Annotated in this window: 5 protein-coding genes; 2 read left to right on the top strand and 3 right to left on the bottom strand. The window is 70.1% G+C overall.

Translation table 11 applies throughout. The features are described 5' to 3' along the window. On the bottom strand, nucleotides 1–181 hold a 181-nt coding region (locus tag AB0J09_RS62460), incomplete at its 3' end, for a hypothetical protein (RefSeq protein ID WP_360713655.1). A gap of 72 nt (nucleotides 182–253) precedes the next feature. On the opposite strand from AB0J09_RS62460, the gene AB0J09_RS62455 reads away from it, so the two are divergent. Further along, complete coding sequence (locus AB0J09_RS62455) at nucleotides 254–466, top strand: hypothetical protein (protein WP_360713653.1); 213 nt, start codon at nucleotides 254–256, stop codon at nucleotides 464–466. A 53-nt stretch (nucleotides 467–519) separates the two neighbouring features. Here the strand turns inward: AB0J09_RS62455 and AB0J09_RS62450 are convergent, their stop codons facing one another. After that, on the bottom strand, nucleotides 520–795 hold the full coding sequence (locus tag AB0J09_RS62450) for a hypothetical protein (RefSeq protein WP_360713651.1): 276 nt from the start codon (nucleotides 793–795) through the stop codon (nucleotides 520–522). Between the two features lie 27 nt (nucleotides 796–822). Then, complete coding sequence (locus AB0J09_RS62445; RefSeq protein ID WP_360713650.1) at nucleotides 823–1,020, bottom strand: hypothetical protein; 198 nt, start codon at nucleotides 1,018–1,020, stop codon at nucleotides 823–825. A gap of 1,072 nt (nucleotides 1,021–2,092) precedes the next feature. Between AB0J09_RS62445 and AB0J09_RS62440 the strand changes: the two genes are divergently transcribed. Continuing rightward, nucleotides 2,093–2,347, top strand: a complete 255-nt coding sequence (locus AB0J09_RS62440) for a hypothetical protein (RefSeq protein WP_360713648.1) — start codon at nucleotides 2,093–2,095, stop codon at nucleotides 2,345–2,347. Nucleotides 2,348–2,405 lie beyond the last annotated feature (58 nt).

Raw genomic sequence — 2,405 nt, 5'->3', positions numbered from 1 at the left:
TGCTCGGCGGCCTGGTCGAGAAGCCCGCCCACGAGACCCAGGCCGAAGGGAGATGCCGCCGCCCAGCGTGCGCCGCCCTGTTCCGCAAGGCCGCGCCGCCATTGCCGTCCTGATCTGGCCGGTTGTAGATCGGTGCCTTGACGACGACGTTGGCTATCTCCGAGCTGATCACCTCGGCCACCGGCCCGAATAGTCAGCCTGGCGCTGCGCGCCCCGGTTGACAGCCGTGCGACCAACGGGGTGCGCTGGGGGCATGGCCAGCCGGTTCACCGCCGCGCAGGTCGGGGACATGGTCAGGCACCTCCGCGGCTGCCCGGTGTGCGGGCTCGATGAGGAGCTGCTCGCCGAGCTGGACGACGAGGGCCTGCCGGCCGAGGAACTCGCCGAGGCCATCTCAACCGCTCATGACCCCGGATGGTTGGCCATCGTCGAGCGGTTGCGGCGCGCTCGTGAATTGGAAGCGTGACGGTGCCCCCAGGGCCAGTCCGCCCCCGCAGCTTCGGCGACGAAGGCCGACAGCTACCGAGGCGCACGCGGCAGAGCCCGCCGCGGCGCCCGCTCGCGCGGCAGAGCCGGCGGCTGGTCGTCCACCCGGTCCGCGTTCGCCCACTGCCGGCCGTCGCGTTCTGGGGCGAGCATCACCTCGAACACCACCCGCCCGCCGCCGCCACGGTGGCCAAGCCTGCGCGGACCACTGACCACCAGGTTGGGACAGTCGCCCAGCAGCGGCAGCACCACCGCGAGCACCTGGGCCACGTCGTCGGCGTTGTCGTCCATCGCACGGAACTGAACCACGGGAAATCCTGCTTTCCGAATCGGGGGTCAGAAGGTGACGAGACGGCCGTCTTCCAGGTACACGCCGACCGGGCACCGGCAATCCCCCAGGCAGTCGGCGCCGCAGGTGCGGCAGCACTGGCAGTACGGGCTGCCGCCGCAGTCGCAGCAGTGCTCCACCTCCCGGGCCACCATGCCCGTCCCGCCACAGTCCCAGCAGTCCGAGTCCCCCAGCAACTGCTGCACTCGTTTCGTCCTCGTACTCGCCGCACAGCCCGGCCGGGCACTCCCACTTGCCCGACTTCTCCATCGCCGCCCGGCGATGCCGGTCCTCGTCGTGGCCGTCCCTAGTGCGGCGCAGAAACACCTCGACGCCGGCGACCAGTTCGGCCGGCCACTCCTCGACGTGCCGCTCCCAACCGTGCCCGGCGAGCGCCCGGTCCAGCCGCCCGGCTTCCAGCGCCACAGTGTCGGGCCACAGAGGGAACGGCCGATATCCCCAGGCGCCAGCGTTGTCCTTCTGCCAGTAGCGGGCGTCAGTGATCTCCACCCACCAGGAGCAGCCCGCCTCGACGAGCCGCGCCTTGACGGGCTGCTTGGGCGCGATCGCGGGGTCCGCCTCCTGGAGCTTCCGAAGCGCCTGTTGGTAGGTGAGCCTGTGCTCAGCCGCGTACGCGCGGACCTGCTGCTTACGGCTCTGGTACTCGACCACAGTTGTCCCCTTCGGCGAGGCCCCACGCGCCTCACCTAGGAGAAGCCGCACGATAGCGCGCGTCAGAAGCTGGTGAGGAACGTCGATCCGCAGGACCTTCTCCCCTGATCTACGCCGGCCTCTCTGCGTGGGAGAGAGCCCCGGCTCCAAGGGGATGGCTCGCGTAGCAGCCGTACCGGGAGGGTACAACAGCGCGCCGACAACTCGGAAGGCGCGACCATGCGCCGGGCGGCCGGACGGGGCCCGGGAGGTTTGGCCAGCGTGCGTTACTCCGGAGCCCAGCAGTTCGAGCAGTAGCCGAACCGCAAGTCCTTCGCCAGATGCTCGGAGCGGCATGTCTTGCACCGCTTCGCTCGCTGTTCGGGTGGCACGCTCGATGGCACCTGCCCACGCTCACGGGCATACTTCTTGCGTTTGCCAGGCGGACGCCCCGATCGGCGGCCGCCATGCGTCATGTCTCGCGCCACTCTGCGAACGTAACGTGCCAGGTCGTCTCCCGGGGAGGGTTGGCGACGATTGGAACCTCGCCGACCCAACCCCTACGGCTGATCCGAGGATCGGGCGTATCGTCGGTGCCATGGCGCGCGTGACTGGACGGGCAGCCTGATGGGCCACCGGTATCTCGTCGGGCCGGACGGGCTGCGCGTGACACCCGTCGAACTCTCCCCCACCAGCGAGCACTGGCTGTTCGCCCGCATGCGGGAGCCGAACGCGATGCCCGGCGAAGTCTGGTACCGGGTCACCAAGAACGGGAGCGCCATCGGCATCCCCGGCTACTACCAGCTCCACGAGCTCCAAGAGATCGTCTCGCTCGCCGACCTTCGCGAAGCCAACGAAGAGGCAGGCGAGGAGACCGCCTGAGCCAGGCGCTCCGCCGAGGCCATCGCCGCCGTCACCGAGCACCTCGCCCCGCCCCGCC

The sequence above is a fragment of the Nonomuraea sp. NPDC049784 genome (assembly GCF_040659615.1).
In the GTDB taxonomy this organism is placed as follows: Bacteria; Actinomycetota; Actinomycetes; order Streptosporangiales; family Streptosporangiaceae; genus Nonomuraea.
Note: the sequence above shows the minus strand (reverse complement) of the source record. Positions and strands in the feature narration are given on the sequence as shown.

What these genes read in the sequence shown, in the direction of transcription:
- AB0J09_RS62455 (WP_360713653.1), top strand. Translation starts at nt 254, where the DNA reads ATGGCCAGCCGGTTCACCGCCGCGCAGGTCGGGGACATGGTCAGGCAC.
- AB0J09_RS62440 (WP_360713648.1), top strand. Translation starts at nt 2,093, where the DNA reads ATGGGCCACCGGTATCTCGTCGGGCCGGACGGGCTGCGCGTGACACCC.